Annotated in this window: 22 protein-coding genes; 13 read left to right on the top strand and 9 right to left on the bottom strand. The window is 59.0% G+C overall.

The window, feature by feature from the left end; all coding sequences use genetic code 11:
• Positions 1-33: 33 nt before the first annotated feature.
• Positions 34-1409 (bottom strand): IS3 family transposase gene (locus A7317_RS29705; RefSeq protein WP_420492573.1). Its coding sequence is split into 2 segments (ribosomal slippage): positions 34-915 and positions 918-1409, totalling 1374 coding nucleotides; the frame shifts between segments, so codons are not numbered across the junction.
• A 149-nt stretch (positions 1410-1558) separates the two neighbouring features.
• On the opposite strand from A7317_RS29705, the gene A7317_RS00015 reads away from it, so the two are divergent.
• Positions 1559-2863 carry an MFS transporter gene (locus tag A7317_RS00015; RefSeq protein ID WP_069074933.1) on the top strand — a complete coding sequence of 435 codons (1305 nt, stop codon included), beginning with the start codon at positions 1559-1561 and terminating at the stop codon, positions 2861-2863.
• Positions 2864-2994: 131 nt separating this feature from the next.
• Here the strand turns inward: A7317_RS00015 and A7317_RS00020 are convergent, their stop codons facing one another.
• The 3 genes from A7317_RS00020 to trpB form a co-directional block, all read right to left on the bottom strand.
• Positions 2995-3435 (bottom strand): anti-virulence regulator CigR family protein, encoded by a 441-nt coding sequence (locus tag A7317_RS00020; RefSeq protein WP_024072585.1) that lies wholly within the window; start codon positions 3433-3435, stop codon positions 2995-2997.
• 136 nt (positions 3436-3571) lie between these two features.
• A complete protein-coding gene (gene trpA, locus A7317_RS00025; protein ID WP_024072586.1) occupies positions 3572-4381 on the bottom strand; it encodes a tryptophan synthase subunit alpha in 810 nt (269 codons plus the stop codon).
• Positions 4382-5608 (bottom strand): tryptophan synthase subunit beta, encoded by a 1227-nt coding sequence (gene trpB / locus A7317_RS00030; RefSeq protein ID WP_024072587.1) that lies wholly within the window; start codon positions 5606-5608, stop codon positions 4382-4384.
• A gap of 110 nt (positions 5609-5718) precedes the next feature.
• On the opposite strand from trpB, the gene A7317_RS00035 reads away from it, so the two are divergent.
• A complete protein-coding gene (locus A7317_RS00035; RefSeq protein ID WP_069074934.1) occupies positions 5719-6615 on the top strand; it encodes a LysR family transcriptional regulator in 897 nt (298 codons plus the stop codon).
• Between the two features lie 8 nt (positions 6616-6623).
• Here A7317_RS00035 and A7317_RS00040 read toward each other — a convergent pair whose 3' ends face one another.
• On the bottom strand, positions 6624-6950 hold the full coding sequence (locus A7317_RS00040; RefSeq protein WP_003170746.1) for a DUF883 family protein: 327 nt from the start codon (positions 6948-6950) through the stop codon (positions 6624-6626).
• Positions 6951-7106: 156 nt separating this feature from the next.
• On the opposite strand from A7317_RS00040, the gene A7317_RS00045 reads away from it, so the two are divergent.
• The gene (locus A7317_RS00045) at positions 7107-7322 is read left to right on the top strand and encodes a dodecin (RefSeq protein WP_003214895.1); all 216 of its coding nucleotides are present in this window, start codon (positions 7107-7109) and stop codon (positions 7320-7322) included.
• Between the two features lie 115 nt (positions 7323-7437).
• Positions 7438-7659 (top strand): DUF1161 domain-containing protein, encoded by a 222-nt coding sequence (locus tag A7317_RS00050; protein ID WP_024072589.1) that lies wholly within the window; start codon positions 7438-7440, stop codon positions 7657-7659.
• 59 nt (positions 7660-7718) lie between these two features.
• On the opposite strand, the gene A7317_RS00055 is transcribed toward A7317_RS00050, so the two are convergent.
• A complete protein-coding gene (locus A7317_RS00055; RefSeq protein WP_024072590.1) occupies positions 7719-8720 on the bottom strand; it encodes an LLM class flavin-dependent oxidoreductase in 1002 nt (333 codons plus the stop codon).
• A 218-nt stretch (positions 8721-8938) separates the two neighbouring features.
• Here A7317_RS00055 and A7317_RS00060 point away from each other — a divergent pair, with 218 nt between their 5' ends.
• Positions 8939-9370, top strand: coding sequence for an OsmC family protein (locus A7317_RS00060; RefSeq protein WP_024072591.1), 432 nt, complete (start codon positions 8939-8941; stop codon positions 9368-9370).
• Between the two features lie 145 nt (positions 9371-9515).
• Positions 9516-9755 (top strand): DUF1161 domain-containing protein, encoded by a 240-nt coding sequence (locus tag A7317_RS00065; RefSeq protein ID WP_069074935.1) that lies wholly within the window; start codon positions 9516-9518, stop codon positions 9753-9755.
• Here A7317_RS00065 and A7317_RS00070 read toward each other — a convergent pair whose 3' ends face one another.
• Positions 9756-10178, bottom strand: a complete 423-nt coding sequence (locus A7317_RS00070; protein WP_024072593.1) for a hypothetical protein — start codon at positions 10176-10178, stop codon at positions 9756-9758.
• Positions 10179-10320: 142 nt separating this feature from the next.
• Between A7317_RS00070 and A7317_RS00075 the strand changes: the two genes are divergently transcribed.
• The gene (locus A7317_RS00075; RefSeq protein ID WP_069074936.1) at positions 10321-11358 is read left to right on the top strand and encodes an aminopeptidase; all 1038 of its coding nucleotides are present in this window, start codon (positions 10321-10323) and stop codon (positions 11356-11358) included.
• 297 nt (positions 11359-11655) lie between these two features.
• On the opposite strand, the gene A7317_RS00080 is transcribed toward A7317_RS00075, so the two are convergent.
• Positions 11656-12876, bottom strand: coding sequence for a CaiB/BaiF CoA transferase family protein (locus tag A7317_RS00080; protein ID WP_069074937.1), 1221 nt, complete (start codon positions 12874-12876; stop codon positions 11656-11658).
• A gap of 13 nt (positions 12877-12889) precedes the next feature.
• Positions 12890-14071 (bottom strand): acyl-CoA dehydrogenase, encoded by a 1182-nt coding sequence (locus A7317_RS00085; protein ID WP_024072659.1) that lies wholly within the window; start codon positions 14069-14071, stop codon positions 12890-12892.
• A 157-nt stretch (positions 14072-14228) separates the two neighbouring features.
• On the opposite strand from A7317_RS00085, the gene A7317_RS00090 reads away from it, so the two are divergent.
• The 6 genes from A7317_RS00090 (at position 14229) to A7317_RS00115 (ending at position 20682) form a co-directional block, all read left to right on the top strand.
• Positions 14229-15128: a LysR family transcriptional regulator gene (locus A7317_RS00090; protein ID WP_024072658.1), complete on the top strand. Its 900-nt coding sequence runs from the start codon at positions 14229-14231 to the stop codon at positions 15126-15128.
• Positions 15129-15580: 452 nt separating this feature from the next.
• Positions 15581-16702, top strand: a complete 1122-nt coding sequence (locus tag A7317_RS00095; RefSeq protein WP_069074938.1) for a Re/Si-specific NAD(P)(+) transhydrogenase subunit alpha — start codon at positions 15581-15583, stop codon at positions 16700-16702.
• A 15-nt stretch (positions 16703-16717) separates the two neighbouring features.
• Entirely contained in the window at positions 16718-17038 is a 321-nt protein-coding gene (locus A7317_RS00100) for an NAD(P) transhydrogenase subunit alpha (RefSeq protein ID WP_003220416.1), read from the top strand.
• A complete protein-coding gene (locus A7317_RS00105; RefSeq protein ID WP_024072656.1) occupies positions 17038-18474 on the top strand; it encodes an NAD(P)(+) transhydrogenase (Re/Si-specific) subunit beta in 1437 nt (478 codons plus the stop codon). Before A7317_RS00100 ends, A7317_RS00105 begins: the two co-directional genes overlap by 1 nt.
• Positions 18475-18654: 180 nt before the next feature.
• Positions 18655-20148 (top strand): acetyl-CoA hydrolase/transferase family protein, encoded by a 1494-nt coding sequence (locus tag A7317_RS00110; protein ID WP_024072655.1) that lies wholly within the window; start codon positions 18655-18657, stop codon positions 20146-20148.
• Positions 20149-20466: 318 nt separating this feature from the next.
• Positions 20467-20682: a DUF1127 domain-containing protein gene (locus A7317_RS00115; RefSeq protein WP_003214752.1), complete on the top strand. Its 216-nt coding sequence runs from the start codon at positions 20467-20469 to the stop codon at positions 20680-20682.
• Positions 20683-20909 lie beyond the last annotated feature (227 nt).

Genomic DNA, 20909 nt, shown 5'->3' on the forward strand with positions numbered 1-20909 from the left:
TGAAGTGCGCCCCAAAAGCTGGACAGCTGTTGGTTAGGCTACAGCGGACCGGGTCCTGTACGCTACAGGGCTCAGTCCGCCAAGCTTCACTTTGATTCGCTTATGGTTGTAGTAATGGATGTACTCATCCAGCCCCGCTTGCAACTGCTCCACGCTTTCAAAGCTTTCCCGATAGTAGAACTCTGACTTCAGCGTGCCGAAGAAACTCTCCATTGTGGCGTTGTCATGGCAGTTTCCTTTGCGTGACATGCTTTGCTCCAGCCCTGCTTTTTCTAGCCTCTCCCGGTACTTTGGATATCGATAGTGCCAGCCTTGATCTGAATGCAGCATTGGCTTGCCGCCCTCAGGTAAGCCTTCAATAGCTTTTTCCAGCATCTCGCCCACCAAGGCATATTGGGGACGTATTGCCGTCTGATAGGCCACGATTTCTCCGTTGTACAAGTCCAAAACTGGGGACAAGTACAGCTTTTTGCCGGCCACTTTGAACTCGGTGACATCCGTCACCCATTTCTGATTCGGTTGCTCAGCCTCGAACTGACGAGCCAAGGTGTTGGGCGACACTTCGCCCATCGGCCCTTTATACGACCTGTATTTCTTAGGCCGCACCGTGCATTTCAGACCCAGCTCCCCCATCAGTCGTCGTACCGTTTTACCGTTGATCAGCGATCTTTCTTTACGTAGTTCTAGCGTCATCCGACGGTAACCAAAGCGGCCCTTATGCTCGTTTTGGATGGTCTGGATAGAAGCTTTGATCGAGGAAAGTCGGTCCGCAACGCCCATCGCCTTGAGTTGGTAGTAGTACGTACTTCGCGCAAGGCTCACTAGCTTGAGCAAGTCACGCAAGGGAAAGTGTTGCTTAAGCTCACTGACTAATCGGGCTTTTTCTTCTGTTCTTTCTCCCGCCTCATCACCGCCTCGCCTAACTCCCCAAGCTTTTTTAGATAAGCGTTCTCCATCCGTAGGTATTGGAGCTCATCAAGTAACGTCTTGTGCTCAGGCTCAGGGCTGGTGAGTGGGGCAGCGGTTTTGCGTGGTTTAGCAGGTGGTTTAGGCATAGCGGTGCTCAGTCCTCTTTTCCCTGACTCCAGGGCTTCAATACCGCCACTGTAATACTGCTGTTGCCATCTGCCCACCTGAGTGGAATCCCCCAAGTTGAAAAGCGCCGCTGCGCGGCGCAAGGAAAGGGAGTCATCCCACATGCACCGTAGAACAGAGAACTTGAACAAGGCACTGTAACGCTGGCCGGTACTGCTCAAGCTGGCCTCACCGTGTAATCGATAAGCCTCGACCCAACGACGAAGCAAGGTGGGGTCCATTTGAAATTGAGCGGCGACCCGGCGAAACCCTCGGCCTCGCTCAAGGAAAGCGGTGATGGCAGATAGCTTGAACTGCGTGGTGTACTTGCTCATGAAAACGCCCCAGAAATTGGATGGGTGTCCAACTTCTGGGGCGCACTTCAGACTGCAATCGGGGGCAAGCCCCCTCCCACATTTTTTGATCCGATTTCTTCAGTCAGCTCAGTTTCAGTCCTCAATAAACATAAGAAGAGGCAACCCCCATGCACCCTGAATCCTTCACCGGGCAGGCTTCTTTAGTCACGCCTACCAGAAAGCGTTTTTTCATCATGGTGCTGCTGTTTATCACCGTGGTGATCAACTACCTCGACCGCAGCAACCTGTCGATTGCCGCCCCGGCGTTGACCAGCGAGCTGGGCATCGACCCGGTGCATGTCGGGTTGATTTTCTCCGCGTTCGGCTGGACTTACGCCGCCATGCAGATCCCCGGCGGCTGGTTGGTCGACCGCGTGCCGCCGCGCATTCTCTACACGGCGGCCCTGCTGCTGTGGTCGATTGCCACCGTGATGCTGGGCTTCGCCGCCAGCTTTATCGCGCTGTTCGTCCTGCGCATGGCGGTGGGTGCCCTGGAAGCCCCGGCGTATCCCATCAACAGCCGCGTGGTCACTACCTGGTTTCCTGAGCGTGAGCGGGCCACTGCGATTGGCGTCTATACCTCCGGGCAGTTTGTAGGGCTGGCGTTCCTCACGCCGGTATTGGCCTGGCTGCAGCACGCATTCGGCTGGCATATGGTGTTTGTAGCCACCGGTGGCGTGGGCATTCTGTGGGCGCTGGTTTGGTACGCGGTGTATCGCGAGCCTAAGGATTTTAAAGGCGCCAACGTGGCCGAGATCGAGTTGATCCGTGAAGGCGGCGGTTTGGTGGATATGCAGGCGAAAGCGGTCAAGGCACCGTTCAGTTGGGTCGACCTGGGGATTGTGCTGAGCAAGCGCAAACTCTGGGGCATCTACCTCGGCCAGTTCTGCCTGAACTCCACGTTGTGGTTCTTCCTGACCTGGTTCCCGACCTACCTGGTGAAATATCGCGGCATGGACTTCATCAAGTCCGGCCTGCTCGCGTCGTTGCCATTCCTGGCGGCGTTCGTGGGTGTGCTGTGTTCCGGGATTTTCTCCGACTGGCTGATTCGCCGGGGGGCGTCGGTAGGGTTTGCACGCAAATTGCCGATCATTGGCGGGCTGCTGATTTCCACGGCGATCATTGGCGCCAACTATGTGGATTCGACGGCGTGGGTGATTGCGTTCCTGGCGGTGGCGTTCTTTGGCAATGGCTTGGCGTCGATTACCTGGTCGCTGGTGTCGACCCTGGCACCTGCGCGCTTGTTGGGGCTGACCGGTGGGGTATTTAACTTCATCGGCAACCTGGCGGCGATTGCCACACCGATCGTGATTGGCTTCCTGGCCAGCGGGGATTCGTTTGCACCGGCGATTACCTACATCGCGTTGCTGGCGTTGCTTGGGGCACTTTCCTACATATTGCTCGTAGGCAAAGTCGAACGCATCGAGCTTTAACACAACCGTTTAACTGTAGGAGCGAGCTTGCTCGCGAAGATCGTCAACGATAACGCGGGCATTCTGGATGAGCGCGTCGTCAGGACGTTTTTCGCGAGCAAGCTCGCTCCTACAGTGGCCTGTGGAAAGGCTTAGTTGAGCACACCGTCCAGAATCTCGTAGACGATGCCTGTCCCTACGGCAATCAGCACCACATCCGGCCCCGAGCGGCGCCATTCATAACCTGGGTAGACCGGCAGGCGTGCCAGGGCGCGGTTGTCCAGGCGTTCGCCGTAGTACCCACGGGGCAGCGGCTGACCGCGTACCAGGCGCACGTTGGGCGGCGGCGGCGCGCCCCGGGAGAACTGGCCGTGGTTGTCATGGATGATCTGGCGCACGGGGCCGAAGTCCCGGGGCGGGCCGCCACGTCGATCGTCCGGTGGGCCCCGATGGTCATCGCCACGCTGCTCGTGCTGGCCTTGCGGGCCGCCACGGTCGTCATCGCGCTGGTCGGGCGGTGCGGCGTGCACCAGGGCGCTGGCGCCAAGCACCAGCACACCAAGACCGGCAATCACGGATTTAGGCATTTTCATCGGGTATTCCTCAGGGCACACATACAAAAAAAGGGATCTCGAACGAGGTTCGAAATCCCTTGGTCTTGCTGTTTAGGCCGTGATTGCGCGCGTTGATTCCTCTGTATCAGGAACTTTACCTCTGGCTACATGGCGTTTACTTACGGGCGTTACGGACACCTTCCGACAGCGCCGCGCACAGGCTCAATACCCCATCGATCGCTTGTTGATCGTTGCTGGCGTTGGCGATGTGATCGATCAGCGCTGAGCCCACCACTACACCATCGGCCAGGCGCGCGATGGCCGCGGCTTGTTCCGGCGTGCGGATACCAAAACCGATGCTGATCGGCAGGTCGGTATGCCGACGCAGGCGGGTCACGGCTTCTTCGACGTGTTCCAGGGTGGCGGCGCCAGCCCCCGTCACACCGGCCACGGACACGTAGTACACAAAGCCGGAGCTGCCGTTGAGAACGGTGGGCAGGCGCACGTCGTCGGTGGTCGGCGTGGTCAGGCGGATAAAGTCGATGCCTGCTGCCTGAGCCGGGTCGCACAGCTCACCGTTATGCTCAGGCGGCATGTCGACCACGATCAGGCCGTCCACACCGGCTTCCTTGGCGTCGGCAATAAACTTCGGCACACCATATTTGTGGATCGGGTTGAAGTAACCCATCAGCACCAGCGGAGTGTCGTGGTTGTCTTTACGGAACTCACGCACCATCTGCAGGGTTTTCACCAGATTCTGCTTGGCCTCAAGCGCACGGATGTTGGCTAGTTGGATGGCGGGGCCGTCGGCCATCGGGTCGGTGAACGGCATGCCCAGTTCGATGACATCGGCACCGGCAGCCGGCAAACCCTTGAGAATCGCCAGGGAGGTGTCATAACCCGGGTCGCCAGCGGTGACGAAGGTCACCAAGGCGGCGCGGTTTTGTTCCTTGAGTTGCGCAAAGCGAGTGTGCAGGCGGCTCATTTAGTGTTTCTCCTGCTGGGACTGTTCCATGTGGTGCATCACGGTCTGCATGTCTTTGTCGCCACGGCCGGACAGGTTGACCACCATCAGGTGATCCTTGGGCAGGGTTGGCGCACGCTTGAACACTTCGGCCAGGGCGTGGGCGCTTTCCAGGGCGGGGATGATCCCTTCCAGGCGGCAGCATTTGTGGAAGGCGTCGAGCGCTTCGTGGTCGGTCACCGAGGTGTACTGGACGCGGCCGATGTCGTGCAACCAGGCGTGTTCAGGGCCGATGCCGGGGTAGTCGAGGCCGGCGGAAATCGAGTGGGCGTCGATGATCTGGCCGTCGTCGTCCTGCAACAGGAACGTGCGGTTGCCGTGCAGCACGCCCGGTACGCCACCGTTGAGGCTGGCGGCATGCATGCCGGTTTCGATGCCGTGGCCGGCCGCTTCGACGCCGATGATTTCGACGCTGGTGTCATCCAGGAAGGGGTGGAACAGGCCCATCGCGTTGGAGCCGCCACCGATGCATGCCACCAGGCTGTCGGGCAGGCGGCCTTCCTGGGCTTGCAGCTGGGTGCGGGTTTCCTTGCCGATCACGGCCTGGAAATCACGCACCATCGCCGGGTAGGGGTGCGGGCCGGCCACGGTGCCGATCAGGTAGAAGGTGTCGTCGACGTTGGTGACCCAGTCGCGCAGGGCTTCGTTCATCGCGTCTTTCAGGGTGCCGGTGCCGGCGACCACCGGTATCACCTCAGCGCCCAGCAGTTTCATGCGGAACACGTTGGCCTGCTGGCGCTCGATGTCGGTGGTGCCCATGTAGATCACGCATTGCAGGCCGAAGCGCGCGGCCACGGTGGCGGTGGCCACGCCGTGCATGCCGGCGCCGGTCTCGGCGATGATGCGTTTCTTGCCCATGCGCCGCGCCAGCAGGATCTGGCCAATGCAGTTGTTGATCTTGTGCGCGCCGGTGTGGTTCAGCTCTTCGCGCTTGAGGTAGATCTTGGCGCCGCCGCAGAACTCAGTCAGGCGCTCGGCGAAATACAGCGGGCTTGGACGGCCCACGTAGTCGCGCTGGAAGTAGGCCAATTCCTCATTGAACGCCGGATCAATCTTGGCCGCTTCGTATTCGCGGGCCAGGTCGAGGATCAACGGCATCAGGGTTTCGGCCACGTAGCGGCCGCCGAATGCGCCGAACAGGCCATTGGCGTCGGGGCCGTTGCGCAGATCGGTCTGGGACTGAGTCATGGGGCGCTCCTGGAAAGAAGGTGTGTAAGAAACAATGACGGCCACTCTACCCCTGACGCCTGACGCTGAAAACCGATAAGATCGACGCAACCTGTCAGGAAAACTCACAGATGAGCCGAGACCTTCCCCCCCTCAATGCCTTGCGCGCATTCGAAGCCACCGCCCGCCTCAACAGCGTCAGCCAGGCGGCCGAGCAGTTGCATGTGACCCACGGTGCGGTCAGCCGTCAGCTGAAAGTGCTGGAGGAACATTTGGGTGTCAGCCTGTTCGTCAAGGATGGACGCGGCCTCAAACTCACAGATGCCGGTGTTCGCCTGCGGGATGCGAGTGCCGAGGCGTTCGAGCGGTTGCGGGATGTGTGCGCCGAACTCACGCAAAGCAGCGCCGATGCCCCGTTCGTGCTCGGCTGTTCCGGCAGTTTGCTGGCGCGCTGGTTCATTCCTCGCTTGGGCCGTTTGAATGCCGACCTGCCCGACTTGCGCCTGCATTTGTCGGCCGGCGAAGGCGATCTCGACCCGCGGCGGCCCGGGCTGGACGCCCTATTGGTATTTGCCGAGCCACCGTGGCCGGCGGATATGCAGGTGTATGAGCTGGCCAGCGAGCGCATCGGCCCGGTAATGAGCCCGCGTTTCGCCGGTTACGAGCGCTTGCGCCAAGCGCCCGCTTCGGCGCTGTGCGGTGAAGCACTGTTGCACACCACCTCGCGCCCGCAAGCCTGGCCGAGTTGGGCGCAGCAGCACGGCATCGAGCCAGGAGCATTGAAGCTCGGGCAAGGGTTTGAGCATTTGTATTATTTGCTGGAGGCGGCAGTGGCTGGGCTGGGGGTGGCCATTGCGCCGCAACCGCTGGTGGCAGAGGACCTGCGAGCGGGTCGCCTGGTAGCGCCGTGGGGGTTCAGTGAAACCCCGGCGCACCTGGCATTGTGGCTGCCCAAGCGCGCCGCAGACGGGCGCGCTCGGCAGCTGGCGCAGTGGCTCAAGGCTGAGCTGTTGCGCCAACCGGGCTAGCCGGCGTATCAGTCACCGCGCTTGCACAGCAGGTAAGCCGCCAGCAGGCCCAGTGCGCCAACGGCAACGCCAGCGGTGGTCCATGGGTGCTCTTGTGCGTAGTCGCGGGTGGCGACACCGGTTTCGCGGATTTTGACTTTGCTTTCTTCGTAGGCGTCGCTGATCAGGTGGCGCGAGTGCTTAAGGGCATTCTCGGCGTTGCTTTTCAGGGCCTTCAGGGTTTTGCGCGACTCATCGGACGCATCATCCTTGAGGCTCTCAAGGGACTTGAGCAGGCTCGAAATCTCGGCTTCCATGCTTTCCAGCGACGCTTTGCGTAAAGAAGTGTTGGCCATGTGGACTCTCCTGAAGTGATTGAGTGGCGTGTGTAGATACCGACTGCGCCGGTTTCAGAAAGTGCAGTAAATCTGAACTTTCAGGCCGTAATGGTCGCCAGAAGCAGTATGAACATTGACTGCTAGGCTTTATTGACCATTCTCAGGAGAAACCCCATGTCTGATCATCACACCTACAAGAAAGTCGAATTGGTCGGCTCGTCGACCACCAGCATCGAAGATGCGATCAACAACGCCCTGGCCGAAGCCAGCAAGAGCATCAAGCACCTGGAGTGGTTCGAGGTGACGGAAACCCGTGGCCATATCAAGGACGGCAAGGCCGCGCACTTCCAGGTGACGCTGAAGGTGGGGTTCCGAATTGCCAGTAGTTGATCGAGTCGGTTGAACTTGCCGGCTGGCCGATTGCCATAACCTGCGCTACAAACAATGGGGGCCGATGCGACAAGCATCGGCATGCTCTTTTCGATCAGCGCAAGGAAAGTAACGGATGAAGAAGTTCCTGTTGGCGGTAGGTTTGTTGAGCATGGCGGGCACAGCCCTGGCGGCGGGCAAGCCTTGTGAAGAGCTGAAAAGCGAGATTGCAGCAAAGTTGGATGCGAAAGGCGTTCAGCATTATTCGCTGGAAGTGGTGGATAAAGGCGCCTCGTCCGAAAAAGTGGTCGGCACCTGCGAAGGTGGCACCAAGGAAATCGTCTACAAGCGCGGTTAATCCCGTGCTCCGGACATAAAAAACCGACGCAGGTGCGTCGGTTTTTTTTCGCCTGGGGTTTAGCCCTTCATCAACTGCGCCAGCAGTTCGTAGGAATGAATCCGGTCGGCGTGCTCGTACAGGTCGCAGGTGAAGATCAATTCGTCGGCGCCGGTCTGTTCGATCAACACCTCCAGTTTGGCGCGGATCTTCGCCGGGCTGCCCACCATCGCCAGGCCGAGGAAGCTGCCGACCGCGTCTTTTTCATGGGGCAGCCACAGGCCATCCATGGTTTTCACCGGTGGGCGCTGCACCAGGCTCTGCCCGCGCATCAGCGCCAGGATGCGCTGGTACACCGAAGTGGCCAGGTAATCGGCTTGCTCATCCGTATCCGCGGCCACCAGCGGAATGCCGAGCATCACGTAGGGCTTGTCGAGCACGGCGGAAGGCTTGAAGTGGTTGCGGTACACGCGAATCGCCTCATGCATCAGGCGCGGTGCGAAATGGGAGGCGAAGGCGTAGGGCAAACCGCGCTCCCCCGCCAGTTGCGCGCTGAACAGGCTGGAACCCAGCAGCCAGACCGGCACGTTGGTACCGGTGCCCGGTACGGCGATCACCCGTTGGTCGGGGGTGCGTGGGCCCAGGTAGGCCATCAGTTCGGCCACATCTTCCGGGAAGTCGTCGGCGCTGCCGGAGCGCTCACGGCGCAGGGCGCGGGCGGTCATTTGGTCGGAGCCGGGAGCGCGGCCCAGGCCCAGGTCGATACGCCCGGGGTAGAGGCTTTCCAGGGTGCCGAACTGCTCGGCGATCACCAGCGGCGCGTGGTTGGGCAGCATCACGCCACCGGAGCCGACGCGGATGGTCGAGGTGCCACCGGCCAGGTAGCCCAGCAGTACTGAGGTCGCCGAACTGGCGATACCGTCCATATTGTGGTGCTCCGCCACCCAGAAACGGTGGTAGCCGAATTTTTCCACGTGCTGGGCCAGGTCCAGGGAGTTGCGCAGTGACTGCGCCGGACTGCCATTGGCCCGTACGGGCACCAGGTCGAGGGTTGAGAACTTCACGTCGGACAGCGATTTCATAAGCCTGCTTCTCCAAATGGGGGGCGCAGGCTTTTTAGACGAACCAAAACCTGCCGCTTCATGTGCATGTTCTATGCAATGAGGGCATATACCCGAGATTCAATAGCGAGGGTGAAATTTCCTACTAAATTGCTAGGTTTCTCCGACAAGATGAACTTTGCAGGGGCGACTATCCTCAGAACCCTTACTGACGCAAAACCACGTTCGAGGAGACAGCTATGAGTATCGTTAAAAAAGCATCCGCGCATTGGGAAGGTGATCTGAAGACTGGCTTGGGTTCCATTTCTACGGAAACCGGCGTACTGCGCGAAGCGCCCTACGGCTTCAAGGCCCGTTTCGAAGGCGGCAAGGGCACCAACCCTGAAGAACTGATTGGTGCGGCCCACGCCGGCTGTTTCTCCATGGCCTTTTCCATGATCCTGGGCGACGCCGGGCTCAAGGCTGACAGCATCGACACCCAGGCCGAAGTGACCCTGGACCAGGTCGAGGGCGGCTTTGCGATCACCGCCGTGCACCTGGTGCTCAAGGCCAAGATCCCCGGCGCCAGCCAGGCGCAGTTCGATGAATTGAGCAAAAAGGCCAAGGAAGGGTGCCCGGTGTCCAAGGTGCTGAATGCGAAAATCAGCCTGGATGCCACGCTGGTCAACTGACACCGTCTTAAAAATGTGAGAGGGGCAAGCCCCCTCCCACATTCAGTTGTGCGTTAAATCAGAACTCGTGTTTCCCCGATGTGGTCCTATAGCCTATGCAGCCTTAGGCGCACACCCGTGCGCATGCATTCAGGGAGCTTCACACATGAAACGTTTTGCCTTGGCGATCATCTGCGCTGTGCTGGCCACATCGGCCGTGGCCGCTCCAAAAGATTGTGAAGAGCTCAGGAAAGAGATCGAAGTGAATATCCAGGCCAAGGCGATTCCGTCCTACACCCTGGAAATCATCACCGCCGAAGAAGCCAAGAATCATGACAGCGCGATGATTGTCGGTACGTGCGAAAACGGCACCAAGCGCATCATCTATCAGAAAAATAACGACTGATCACAGGCAGTTGACGCTGCGTTCTTCAGCCAGCAATTGGCGAGCGGCGTTATACAGCCGGATATTCGGCGTGAAGGCCAATGAGCGCCCTTCCAGGCGATAACGTTGGCCGGCCTCGAAATGGTCATACTGCAGGGTGATGAAACAGGTACGGTCGCTCGTTTGCCCAAAGCCATTGAGGCTGCCGCCGGTCGGCACCTCGAAATCAAAGCGCACCATCAACTCATGACTGCCCGGCGGCACCTGGAAGAAGCGTCCGTCCGGAAGGTTCTTGCCGTCCAGTCGCTGGGCCATCACCAGTTTTGCGCCCGGTGTCGGCGTGGCGAAATCGACCCAGGCCTGTTTGGGGTCGACCGGCGGGATGGGCGTCGAGGCACAGGCGCTGAGAAACAGGGCGGCGACGGTAAGCAATAGCGGACGCATGGCAGGCACTCAACGAAAGAAAAGGTATGAGCCCGCTGCCGATGGCAACAGACTCCCCATGAGTATAAACATGCCCAGGCATGGAAAAATTCCGTGCTGGCGCGATAGGCTGGCGAGCAAATTACCCAGGAGCAGTCGGGGCATGGTCAGGCGTTTTCTTCCGGGGTTGTTGGTGGGGCTGCTCAGCGGTTGCTCCAGTGTCAGTTATTACAGCCAGTTGGCGAGTGGCCAGTGGCAGTTGTTGCAGGCCCGGGAGCCGGTGGCGCAGGTCATTGCTGATCCCTCTCGCCCGCAATTATTGCGTGACCGCCTTGCACAAGCGCAGAAGGCCCGCACCTTCGCCAGCCAGCATCTGCACCTGCCCGACAATCAGAGTTACCGCCTGTACGCCGATATCGGCCGGCCCTATGTCGTGTGGAATGTCTTCGCCACCGAGGAATTTTCCCTCTCCCCCCAGAACCATTGCTTCCCCATTGCAGGCTGCGTGGCCTATCGCGGCTATTACAGCCAGGGCGCGGCACGGGGCGAGGCGGCGTTGCTCAAGCAACAGGGCATGGATGTATCGATCGGAGGGGTCGAGGCCTATTCCACCTTGGGCTGGTTCAATGACCCGATCATGAGTTCAATGATGAATTGGGGGGACGAGCGCCTGGCCACGTTGATCTTCCATGAGCTCGCGCACCAGCGCTTCTATGTGAAGGACGACACCGAATTCAATGAGTCCTTTGCCAACTTCGTCGAGCAGGAAGGCACGCGACAATGGCGCGCCGCCCGTGGCCTGGCGCCTTTGAGCGATGCAGCGTTGCAACAGCGCGATCAGTTTATCCGCCTGATTCTTGATACCCGCAAACGCCTGGAGGCCTTGTACGCACAGCCGTTGTCGGCTGCGTTGATGAGGCGGGCCAAAGCGGCGGAATTTGAGCGCTTGCGCAGTGACTACCAGCGCATGCGCGACAGCCAGTGGGGCGGCGACAAGCGTTATGACGCCTGGATCAACCAACCCATGAACAACGCGCGGTTGTTGCCGTTCGGGCTGTATGACCAATGGGTGCCGGCGTTTGCCGCGTTGTTTCGGCAGGAAGGCAGGGATTGGCTGAAGTTCTATGCGGCGGTGGAGAAGCTGGGCGAGTTGCCGGTGGGGGAGCGCAAGGCTGCGTTGAGGCAGTTGGAAGGGGGTTGATCTGTAAGGCCTCATCGGGGCATAGGTATCTACACAACTTAGGCTCAACGCTGCCCCCCCGGCAGACAGGGCTGTTGTGGCGAGCGGGCTTGCCCCGCGTTGTCGAATCTTGCGTAACTCTTTGTTTACCAAGGAGTTTTCCGTTTCGACTGCGCCGGAAGTGGGGCGAATTATAGACTTCCAGAATCTGCCGTCAACCCTTTATTTTGCTTTCTTATCAATTAGTTAACATTGATTAAAAAACCACCAAACTGTTTTATATGGGACCCGGGCGCTCCTATATAGAAGAAGCGTTATTTAGATAACCCCCGCCTCTCTTAAAGCAGCCACGCTAGCCGGACCCAATCCCAGTACCTCCTGGAGTACCTGAACTGTATGCTCCCCCAGCAGTGGAGGCGCACTGCGATATTCCACAGGTGTCTTGGAGAGTCGGATCGGATTGGCAACCTGAGGCACACTCCCTGCCAGCGCATGGGGCAACGCCATCGCCAAACCACGCGCCTTGACCTGCGGATCAGCAAACACCTGCGCCAGATCATTGATTGGCCCACACGGAACCCCCACCCGTTCGAGTTGCAATACCCACTCACTCGTCGTCTTGAAGACCGTCGCCTGGCGAATCAGCGGGATCAGCGTCGCGCGGTTGGCAACCCGTGCCTGATTAGTGGCAAACCGCGGGTCATTCGCCCACTGCGGTTGCCCGGCGACTTCAGCAAACTTGCGAAACTGTCCGTCGTTACCCACGGTCAGGATGAAGTCACCATCTGCCGTTGGGAAATCCTGATAAGGCACGATATTCGGATGCGCATTGCCCAGGCGCTTGGGTGACACTCCCGTCGTCAGGTAATTCATCGCCTGATTGGCCAAGCAAGCCACCTGCACGTCAAGCAGCGCCATATCGATATGCTGGCCACCGCCGTCGTGATCCCGATGAGCAAGCGCTGCCAGGATCGCCACGGTCGAGTAAAGCCCTGTCAGGATGTCGGTCAGCGCGACGCCAACCTTCACTGGCCCGGCACCTTCATCGCCTTCTGGCCGACCGGTAAGACTCATCAGCCCGCCCAGCCCCTGAATCATGAAGTCATAACCAGCCCGAGCCGCATAGGGCCCTGTTTGACCAAAGCCCGTGATCGAGCAATAGATCAATTCAGGATTGATCTCCTTGAGCGACTCATAGTCCAGGCCATAAGCCGCCAGACCACCCACCTTGAAGTTCTCGATCAGGATATCGGACTTGGCTGCGAGGTCACGTACCAGCTTCTGCCCCTCCGGCTGCGTGAAGTCGATAGTCACCGACTCCTTATTACGGTTAGCCGAGAGGTAATACGCAGCTTCACTGGTGTTCTCGCCATACGCATCCTTAAGGAAGGGCGGCCCCCAGGCCCGCGTGTCGTCGCCACTACCCGGCCGCTCAACCTTGATAACCTCAGCCCCAAGGTCCGCAAGAATCTGCCCGGACCAAGGGCCCGCCAGGACTCGCGATAAATCCAGTACCCGCAGGTGCGAAAGCGCGCCCATGCCCATGCTCCTATTAATAGAACGCCTGAAGGCCGGTTTGCGCACGCCCAAGAATCAAGGCGTGCACATCATGGGTACCTTCGTAAGTGTTCACCACCTCCAGGTTGACCAAATGACGCGCCACACCAAACTCATCGGAGATCCCATTGCCACCCAGCATGTCCCGAGCCATGCGCGCGATGTCCAGGGACTTGCCGCACGAGTTGCGCTTCATGATCGATGTGATCTCCACCGCCGCCGTGCCCTCATCCTTCATACGGCCCAGGCGCAGGCAACCTTGCAGGGCCAAAGTGATCTCGGTCTGCATGTCAGCCAGCTTCTTCTGGATCAACTGGGTCGCCGCCAACGGACGACCGAACTGGTGACGATCAAGGGTGTACTGGCGAGCGGTGTGCCAACAGAACTCGGCCGCGCCCAAGGCCCCCCAGGAGATGCCGTACCGCGCCGAGTTCAGGCAAGTGAAAGGCCCTTTCAACCCACGCACATCGGGGAAGATGTTCTCTTCAGGCACAAACACGTTGTCCATCACGATCTCGCCAGTAATGGACGCACGAAGTCCGACCTTGCCATGAATCGCAGGAGCGCTCAGGCCCTTCCAGCCTTTCTCCAGGACAAAACCGCGGATATCCCCCGCATCATCCTTGCCCCACACCACGAACACATCGGCGATCGGGCTGTTGGTGATCCACATCTTGGCGCCCGTCAGGCTGTAGCCACCATCCACCTTGCGCGCACGTGTAATCATCGCGCCCGGGTCGGAACCGTGGTTGGGCTCTGTCAGACCGAAGCAACCGATCCATTCACCAGAGGCCAACTTCGGCAGGTATTTCTGTTTTTGCGCTTCTGTACCGAATTCGTTGATCGGCACCATGACCAGTGACGATTGCACACTCATCATCGAGCGATAGCCGGAGTCGACACGCTCCACTTCGCGAGCGATCAACCCGTAGCTGACGTAGTTCAAGCCACTGCCACCGTACTGCTCTGGAATCATTGCGCCGAGCAAGCCGGTTTCGCCCATCTCACGAAAGATCGCGGGGTCGGTTTTTTCATGGCGGAAGGCCTCGAGTACGCGCGGCGCCAATTTGTCCTGGGCAAATTGCTGCGCACTGTCGCGCACCATGCGTTCTTCCTCGGTGAGCTGTTGATCCAGCAGCAGTGGATCGATCCAGTTGAAGCTTGCCTTGCCAGCCATGAATAAGTCCTCGCAGAGAAAGTCAGTAGTCGTGCAAGGAGCCTAGGCCGGACGGCCGCAGAGGGCAAACGAGGTTTCCGCATAGGGTTGTGCTAATTTCTCACTTCGAAAAGACCGAGAAGGGCGCATACGCGCTTTATAAGTGAGTACAAGGTACATGCGTAGAAAAATCCCCAGCACCACTGCCCTTGTCAGTTTTGAAGCGGCAGCCCGCCACGAGAGCTTTACCAAGGCGGCGCAAGAACTTTCCATCACCCAGGGCGCTATCTGCCGACAGATCGCCAGTCTTGAGGAGTTTTTAAGTGTCGAGCTGTTTCGACGCTCTCGGCGAGGCGTCAAACTGACGGAAGCGGGGCTCTCCTACAGTCGTCGAGTCGCGACGCAATTGGACGCAGTGGAACGCGATACGCTGTCCGTGATGGGGCAGCAGGGGGCAAACGTCATCGAACTGGCAGTGGTCCCGACCTTTGGGACTCAATGGTTGATCCCTCGCCTCAAGGACTTTCAACGCCAACATCCCGAAGTGACGGTGAACCTCACCAACCGCACGCGCCCCTTTCTGTTTGCCGACACAGAATTCGATGCTGCGATCTACTTCGGCGATGCCGACTGGTCTGGTACCGAATCCCACAGGTTGATGGGCGAGAATCCTGTCCCAGTATGCAGCCCCAGGCTATTAAGAACCCGTACGCACTTCAGCCCCCAGGAAATTGCCGAGCTGCCACTGCTGCAGCAGACGACTCGCCCCTACGCCTGGCGCCAGTGGTTCAACGCCCAACAGTTGAACATCCCCCGCGACATGACAGGCCCGAGATACGAGCTATTCTCGATGTTGTCCCAGGCGGCCATGCATGACATGGGCATCGCGCTGATCCCACCTTTCCTGATCCAACGAGAGCTCGACGAACACCAATTGGTCATCGCAAGCCCCAACGCACTGAGCAGCTCCAAGGCGTACTACCTGATGATTCCAGAGAGAAAAGTTGAGTCCGCCTCACTGCATGCGTTCAGAGACTGGCTCGTGGACCAATCACAGCGCTACATCCCCAGCATTTGAAGGCCATAGTTAATTTGCTGACCTTGTAGTCAGCTATTTTTATATCCTACAGATATACGTATATGTCGCTTTTTAACAGACTGTACTTGTCCTCCAGAAACATGACTCAAAGCCATGACGTTGCTGGCTTTGAGCAACTATCTTCGGCCAATGCTCGACTATTCACCGGGACGATGACAAAAACCTCAAAAATTGCCTTAACACCTTTAAATACCTGTATTTAAAGAGGTTATTTCAAAGTGTTGCGACAATCAGTCACAGGGTGACTTGTAGTTAATTTTTCGTCACCCGTCATAATCCCTTGATGGCCGTAAAGTTCGCCTGCAAAATGCCGCGCCCCGCTGTCATTTCAGCGGGATCGTGCTGATCGGCCGCCCCAGATGCGCCACCCACGGTGCACTGGCCTTTTTACAAAAAGATCAAAAGCAAAAAGATCATGCAGGAGATTTGACGTGCACATTGGTGTTCCTCTCGAAACCCAGACCGGTGAAACACGGGTGGCTGCCACCCCGGAAACCATCAAGAAGCTGATCGGCCAGGGCCATAAGGTCACTGTACAAAGCGGCGCAGGTGTCAAGGCCAGCATCGTCGACAGTGCCTATGAAACGGCAGGCGCGACCATTGGCAGTGCCGGCGACGCGTTTGGCGCCGAGCTGATTCTCAAGGTGGTCGCCCCCAGCGACAGCGAACTGTCGCTGATCAAAAGCGGTACCGTACTGGTGGGCATGCTCAATCCGTTCAGCAACGAAATCATCACCAAGCTGGCCGAACACGGCATTACTGCCTTCGCGCTCGAAGCCGCGCCGCGCACCTCGCGCGCCCAAAGCCTCGACGTGCTGTCGTCGCAGGCCAACATCGCCGGTTACAAGGCTGTGTTGCTCGCCGCCCATCACTACCCACGCTTTATGCCGATGCTGATGACCGCTGCAGGTACTGTGAAAGCCGCACGCGTGCTGATCCTCGGTGCCGGCGTTGCCGGCCTTCAGGCCATCGCCACGGCAAAACGCCTGGGTGCCGTGATCGAAGCGTCCGACGTGCGTCCCGCCGTCAAAGAGCAGATCGAATCCCTCGGCGCCAAGTTCGTCGACGTGCCCTACGAAACTGACGAAGAGCGTGAATGCGCCGTGGGTGTCGGCGGCTATGCGCGCCCAATGCCAACCAGCTGGATGCAACGCCAGGCCGTGGCCGTGCACGAACGCGCCAAGCAAGCCGACATCGTTATCACCACCGCGCTGATCCCTGGACGCAAGGCACCGACCTTGCTCAGTGCCGACACCGTCGCGCAGATGAAGCCCGGCTCGGTGGTCATTGACCTCGCCGCCGCCCAGGGTGGCAACTGCCCACTGACCGTCGCTGACCAGGTAGTGGTCGAAAACGGCGTGATCATCTGCGGCCCGACCAACCTGGCGGGCGCCGTTGCCGCCGACGCATCGGCCTTGTACGCGCGCAACCTGCTGGACTTCCTGAAGCTGGTCTTCAACAAGGAAGGGCAGTTTGAAATCAACCTCGAAGACGACATCGTCGCCGCGTGCCTGATGTGCCGCGACGGCCAAGTCATCCGCAAAAACGCCTAAGCAGGGATTCAGACGATGGAAGAGCTTATCTCCCCCGGTATCTACAACCTGATCATCTTTGTGCTGGCGATTTATGTCGGTTATCACGTGGTCTGGAACGTTACCCCCGCACTGCACACGCCATTGATGGCCGTGACCAACGCCATCTCGGCGATCGTGATTGTCGGCGCCATGCTCGCCGCTGCGCTCACCGTGACCCCGCTGGGCAAGACCATGGGCACCCTGGCCGTGGCCCTGGCAGCAGTGAACGTGTTCGGCGGTTTCCTGGTGACTCGCAGGATGCTCGAGATGTTCAAGAAGAAAGCCCCGAAAGCAAAAGAAGAGGCGCCTAAGTAATGAGCATGAATCTGGTTACGACGCTCTACTTGATCGCGTCTATCTGCTTTATCCAGGCCCTCAAGGGCCTGTCGCACCCCACCACATCGCGACGCGGCAACCTGTTCGGCATGCTCGGCATGGCGCTGGCGGTACTCACCACCGTGGGCCTCATCTATAAGCTCGGCGCAGAACTCGCCACCGCGGGCATCGGCTATGTGATTGTCGGCCTGCTGATCGGCGGCACCGCCGGTTCGATCATGGCCAAGCGCGTCGAAATGACCAAGATGCCGGAACTCGTGGCGTTCATGCACAGCATGATCGGCCTGGCAGCGGTGTTTATCGCCATTGCCGCCGTGGTCGAGCCGCAATCCCTGGGTATCGTCAAACACCTGGGCGACTCGATCCCTGCCGGTAATCGCCTGGAGCTGTTTCTCGGCGCGGCGATTGGTGCAATCACCTTCTCCGGTTCGGTGATCGCATTCGGCAAACTCTCGGGCAAGTACAAGTTCCGTCTCTTCCAAGGCGCACCGGTACAGTTCGGCGGCCAGCACAAACTTAACCTGGTGCTGGGCCTTGCCACACTGGGCCTGGGCCTGGCCTTCATGCTCACCGGCAACCTCACCGCCTTTGCGCTGATGCTGGCCCTGGCGTTCGTGCTCGGCGTGCTGATCATCATCCCGATTGGTGGCGCCGACATGCCGGTCGTCGTTTCGATGCTCAACAGCTACTCCGGCTGGGCAGCGGCGGGGATCGGCTTCTCGCTGAACAATTCGATGCTGATCATCGCCGGCTCGCTGGTGGGTTCGAGCGGTGCGATCCTCTCGTACATCATGTGCAAGGCGATGAATCGCTCCTTCTTTAATGTACTGCTCGGCGGTTTCGGCAACACGCCGGATGCTGGCGCGGCGGCAGGCTCTAAAGAAGCACGCCCGGTGAAGTCCGGCTCGGCAGACGATGCCACCTTCCTGCTGACCAACGCCGACACGGTGATCATCGTGCCGGGCTATGGCTTGGCAGTGGCACGGGCACAACACGCGCTTAAAGAGCTGACAGAAAAACTCACCCACCGCGGCGTGACCGTGAAGTACGCGATCCACCCGGTGGCAGGGCGTATGCCTGGGCATATGAACGTGTTGCTGGCCGAGGCCGAAGTGCCTTACGACCAAGTGTTCGAGATGGAAGACATCAACTCCGAGTTTGGCCAGGCCGACGTGGTGCTGGTGCTGGGCGCCAACGATGTGGTCAACCCGGCCGCCAAGAACGATCCGAACTCGCCGATCGCCGGCATGCCGATTCTGGAAGCGTTCAAGGCCAAGACCATCATCGTCAACAAGCGCTCCATGGCCAGCGGCTATGCCGGCCTGGACAACGAGTTGTTCTACCTGGACAAGACCATGATGGTCTTTGGTGATGCCAAGAAAGTCATCGAAGACATGGTCAAAGCTGTCGAATAACACTGCGCCAGCGCAATACCTGAAACCCTGGCCTCCAGTAGGCTAGGGTTTTTTATTGCTGCATGAAACCCGACAAAAGGCTCTAAATCGGCACCCGGCATTCGACCATGGTAGCGGGCCGAAATTGTTTGAAATCACTAAACTGCGCACCTTGCCTCCCGTAGCCCGAGATAACAATCCATGTACCGTGATCGTATCCGCTTGCCTTCGCTGTTGAACAAGGTCATGAGCGCGGCAGACGCCGCCGCACTGATCGAGGACGGCATGACCGTCGGCATGAGCGGCTTCACCCGTGCCGGTGAAGCCAAGGCCGTTCCCCACGCCCTGGCCGAACGCGCCAAGACTTCGCCTCTGAAAATCACGTTGATGACCGGTGCCAGCCTGGGCAACGACCTGGACAAGCAACTGACCGAGGCCGGCGTGCTGTCCCGGCGCATGCCGTTCCAGGTCGACAGCACCTTGCGCAAGGCCATCAACGCCGGCGAGGTGATGTTCATTGACCAGCACCTGTCAGAGACCGTCGAGCAACTGCGCAACAACCAACTCAAGCTGCCCGACATTGCCGTGATCGAAGCCGTTGCGATCACGGAACAAGGCCATATCGTGCCCACCACCTCCGTGGGTAACTCGGCCAGCTTCGCAATTTTCGCCAAGCAGGTCATCGTCGAGATCAACCTGGCGCACAATCCGAACCTGGAAGGGCTGCACGACATCTATATCCCGACCTATCGGCCAACCCGCACACCGATCCCGCTGGTGAACGTCGACGATCGCATTGGCAGCACCGCGATCCCGATCCCACCGGAGAAGATCGTCGCCATCGTGATCACCAACAAGGCCGATTCCGCCTCGACCGTGACACCACCGGACAACGACACCCAAGGGATCGCCAATCACCTGATCAACTTCCTCAAGCAGGAAGTGGACGCCGGACGCATGACCAACAAGCTCGGCCCGTTGCAGGCCGGCATCGGCAACATCGCCAACGCGGTGATGTGCGGCTTGATCGAATCGCCGTTCGAAGACCTGACCATGTACTCGGAAGTCCTGCAGGACTCGACGTTCGACCTGATTGACGCGGGCAAGCTGAGCTTCGCCTCCGGCAGCTCGATCACCTTGTCGGAACGGCGCAACGCCAACGTGTTCGGCAACCTGGAACACTACAAGGACAAGCTGGTACTACGCCCGCAGGAAATCTCCAACCACCCGGAAGTAGTTCGCCGGCTGGGTATCATCGCCATCAACACCGCGCTGGAGTTCGACATCTACGGCAACGTCAACTCTACCCACGTGTGCGGTACGCGAATGATGAACGGGATTGGCGGCTCGGGTGACTTCGCGCGCAACGCGCACCTGGCGATCTTCGTCACCAAGTCGATTGCCAAGGCCGGTGCGATTTCCAGCGTGGTGCCGATGGTCAGCCATGTGGACCACACCGAACATGACGTCGACATCCTGGTGACCGAGATAGGCCTGGCTGACCTGCGTGGCCTGGCGCCACGGGAGCGTGCACGGGTCATCATCGACAACTGCGTACATCCGGCTTACCGCGATGCGCTGAACAGCTACTTCGAATCGGCCTGCGCCATAGGCGGGCACACCCCGCACATCCTGCGCGAAGCACTGAGCTGGCACATCAATCTGGAAGAAACCGGGCATATGCTCAAGGCGTGATTGGTACAGATCCGAGCTGATGCAAACACAGTTTCATCAGCTCGGCTGTCTGACTGAGCTTTTTGCAAAAAACTGTACTGCTGTACCGGTCATTTCCTACCGAAATATCCCACACCCTTCATCGAAAACACCTATTTCGCACTATTTCAGTGCGGACAGGTACAGTTGCTCCATTTCCGTACAGTACAGCCGCTATAAACAGTTAACTGGCCCCTCACAATACAGGTGAACTGTATCTAGAGAGTCTTGTGTCGGAGGAGGATCATTGGCATCAGTTAAACCACTACCTAATCCCGCCACAAGCGGAAGGATGTCATCATGGAACGTACACTCAGTTCCGATCTGTTCTTCGAAGAAAAAGCTGTAAACACCCAGGCTTCCCTGCCTCTGCGCGTTCTCGCCAACCTGATGCTGTGGCAGCGCCGCATCTCCAGCCGCCATCAATTGGCTCGCCTGGATTCGCGTCTGCTGGCTGACGCCGGTATCAGCGAAGCTCAACGCTACGAAGAGCTGAGCAAGCCGTTCTGGCGCTGATTGGCGCTCGCTGGCCCTGACCTGACGGGTCCACTGCCAGCAACCTGATTTGTCAAAACAAAGCCCGCCCCGGGTAACCGGAGGCGGGCTTTGTTGTATCTGGGGCCTGGCTTTTTTGATCGCCGAACAGAAGCCTTTCATCTCAACCGGTACAGTTTAAATAAAACAATAATTAAGCAGTACAATTTAACTCCGGTGTACCTGTTTCGGCAGCGGGGACTCGCACA

This window comes from Pseudomonas fluorescens (assembly GCF_001708445.1).
In the GTDB taxonomy this organism is placed as follows: Bacteria; Pseudomonadota; Gammaproteobacteria; order Pseudomonadales; family Pseudomonadaceae; genus Aquipseudomonas; species Aquipseudomonas gorinensis.

Bases quoted from the DNA above. Each gene is read 5' to 3' on its own strand.
- A7317_RS00015 (WP_069074933.1), top strand. From the start codon at position 1,559: ATGCACCCTGAATCCTTCACCGGGCAGGCTTCTTTAGTCACGCCTACC.
- A7317_RS00020 (WP_024072585.1), bottom strand. From the start codon at position 3,435: ATGAAAATGCCTAAATCCGTGATTGCCGGTCTTGGTGTGCTGGTGCTT.
- trpA (WP_024072586.1), bottom strand. From the start codon at position 4,381: ATGAGCCGCCTGCACACTCGCTTTGCGCAACTCAAGGAACAAAACCGC.
- trpB (WP_024072587.1), bottom strand. From the start codon at position 5,608: ATGACTCAGTCCCAGACCGATCTGCGCAACGGCCCCGACGCCAATGGC.
- A7317_RS00035 (WP_069074934.1), top strand. From the start codon at position 5,719: ATGAGCCGAGACCTTCCCCCCCTCAATGCCTTGCGCGCATTCGAAGCC.
- A7317_RS00040 (WP_003170746.1), bottom strand. From the start codon at position 6,950: ATGGCCAACACTTCTTTACGCAAAGCGTCGCTGGAAAGCATGGAAGCC.
- A7317_RS00045 (WP_003214895.1), top strand. From the start codon at position 7,107: ATGTCTGATCATCACACCTACAAGAAAGTCGAATTGGTCGGCTCGTCG.
- A7317_RS00050 (WP_024072589.1), top strand. From the start codon at position 7,438: ATGAAGAAGTTCCTGTTGGCGGTAGGTTTGTTGAGCATGGCGGGCACA.
- A7317_RS00055 (WP_024072590.1), bottom strand. From the start codon at position 8,720: ATGAAATCGCTGTCCGACGTGAAGTTCTCAACCCTCGACCTGGTGCCC.
- A7317_RS00060 (WP_024072591.1), top strand. From the start codon at position 8,939: ATGAGTATCGTTAAAAAAGCATCCGCGCATTGGGAAGGTGATCTGAAG.
- A7317_RS00065 (WP_069074935.1), top strand. From the start codon at position 9,516: ATGAAACGTTTTGCCTTGGCGATCATCTGCGCTGTGCTGGCCACATCG.
- A7317_RS00070 (WP_024072593.1), bottom strand. From the start codon at position 10,178: ATGCGTCCGCTATTGCTTACCGTCGCCGCCCTGTTTCTCAGCGCCTGT.
- A7317_RS00075 (WP_069074936.1), top strand. From the start codon at position 10,321: ATGGTCAGGCGTTTTCTTCCGGGGTTGTTGGTGGGGCTGCTCAGCGGT.
- A7317_RS00080 (WP_069074937.1), bottom strand. From the start codon at position 12,876: ATGGGCGCGCTTTCGCACCTGCGGGTACTGGATTTATCGCGAGTCCTG.
- A7317_RS00085 (WP_024072659.1), bottom strand. From the start codon at position 14,071: ATGGCTGGCAAGGCAAGCTTCAACTGGATCGATCCACTGCTGCTGGAT.
- A7317_RS00090 (WP_024072658.1), top strand. From the start codon at position 14,229: ATGCGTAGAAAAATCCCCAGCACCACTGCCCTTGTCAGTTTTGAAGCG.
- A7317_RS00100 (WP_003220416.1), top strand. From the start codon at position 16,718: ATGGAAGAGCTTATCTCCCCCGGTATCTACAACCTGATCATCTTTGTG.
- A7317_RS00105 (WP_024072656.1), top strand. From the start codon at position 17,038: ATGAGCATGAATCTGGTTACGACGCTCTACTTGATCGCGTCTATCTGC.
- A7317_RS00110 (WP_024072655.1), top strand. From the start codon at position 18,655: ATGTACCGTGATCGTATCCGCTTGCCTTCGCTGTTGAACAAGGTCATG.
- A7317_RS00115 (WP_003214752.1), top strand. From the start codon at position 20,467: ATGGAACGTACACTCAGTTCCGATCTGTTCTTCGAAGAAAAAGCTGTA.